We start from the raw sequence: 1,436 nt of genomic DNA on the forward strand, positions 1-1,436 counted from the left end.
GAGTTATCGTCGGAAGTGGTGTATGCGGCGTAGGGAGGAGGCAGGAGAAGGCGGTGGCGATTGATGGAGAATGTTGCTTTCCACGGTAACACTTCCTCAATCGAACTCCACCACCATGGCGAAACATACGCAGGAAACGAGCAGCAGTCAAACAGCAGAACCGCAATTTGAGGGCGCACCCGGCCTGGACGATCTGATCCAGCAAGGGGCGCGGCGGATCATCCAGCAGGCAATCGAGGCGGAACTGGCGGCGATGCTCGAGCAATATTCGAATGTGAAGACGATGGACGGCCGGCGCGCGGTCGTGCGCAACGGCTACCTGCCAGAGCGCGAGATCGTCACGGCGGTAGGCCCGGTGCCGGTCAAGGTACCGAAGGTTCGCGACCGCTCGAGCTCCGGCATCAAGTTCAATTCGACGATCGTGCCGCCCTATGTGCGCAAGTCGCCGCGCGTGTCATCGTCGCTGCCGTGGCTGTACCTGCGAGGCGTCTCAACCGGCGACATGGGCGACGCACTGTCCGAGCTGCTCGGCGAGCAGGCTAAAGGGCTGTCAGCGAGCGTCGTGAGCCGCCTGAAGGCCGCATGGTCAGAAGAGTACGAGAAGTGGAACAAGCGCGACCTGTCCGCCTCGCGCTGGGTCTACTGGTGGGCCGACGGCATCCATACTCAAGCCCGCACAGAGGATTCGGACGGGCAGTGCCTGCTCGTGATCATCGGCGTGAAACCGGACGGCGGCAAGGAGCGCGTTGCGCTCAGCGACGGTTACCGCGAGTCGAAACAGTCGTGGATTGAACTGCTGCTCGATCTGAAAGCGCGCGGCCTGCAGGCGCCGCCACTGCTCGCGGTTGGTGACGGCGCGATGGGACTATGGGCGGCACTCGATGAGGTGTTCCCGCAAACGCGACATCAGCGCTGCTGGTTTCATAAGGTCGGAAATATCCTCAACGCGATGCCCAAATCGCAGCACGGCAAGGCCAAGGCGGCGCTCGCAGAGATCTGGAATGCCGCGACGCGCGCCGATGCGATTGTTGCGTTCAATCAGTTCGTCGACGTGTACGCGGCCAAGTACCCGAAGGCTGTCGAGAAGCTCACGAAGGATCGAGACGCACTGCTCACGTTCTACGATGTCCCTGCGGAGCACTGGCAGCATGTGCGGACCACGAATCCGATCGAATCGACGTTTGCGACGGTACGCCATCGCACGAGCCGCACGCGCAACTGTCTGTCGCGCGCGACCTTCCTGGCGATGGCGTTCAAGCTGATTGAAGCGGCCGGGCAGACCTGGAGGAAGATTCGCAGCGCCGAGAAAATTGATCAGCTTCTGAAGGGCGTTCCGTTCAAAGACGGAAACCCGGTGATTGAAAGCACACCGGCTCCTCAAGCGCTGGCCGCCTGATCATGCCGTCCCGCCCGTACACCACTATTGACGATTGCTC

General features: G+C 61.7%; 1 protein-coding gene. It reads left to right on the forward strand.

The genetic code is table 11. The features are described 5' to 3' along the window. Positions 1–115: 115 nt before the first annotated feature. Positions 116–1,396 (forward strand): IS256 family transposase, encoded by a 1,281-nt coding sequence (locus V8683_RS31305; protein ID WP_411188333.1) that lies wholly within the window; start codon positions 116–118, stop codon positions 1,394–1,396. Positions 1,397–1,436 lie beyond the last annotated feature (40 nt).

This window comes from Paraburkholderia sp. AV2, assembly GCF_054968425.1.

Excerpts from the sequence above, each read along its gene's own strand:
- V8683_RS31305 (WP_411188333.1), top strand. The coding sequence starts at position 116 with ATGGCGAAACATACGCAGGAAACGAGCAGCAGTCAAACAGCAGAACCG.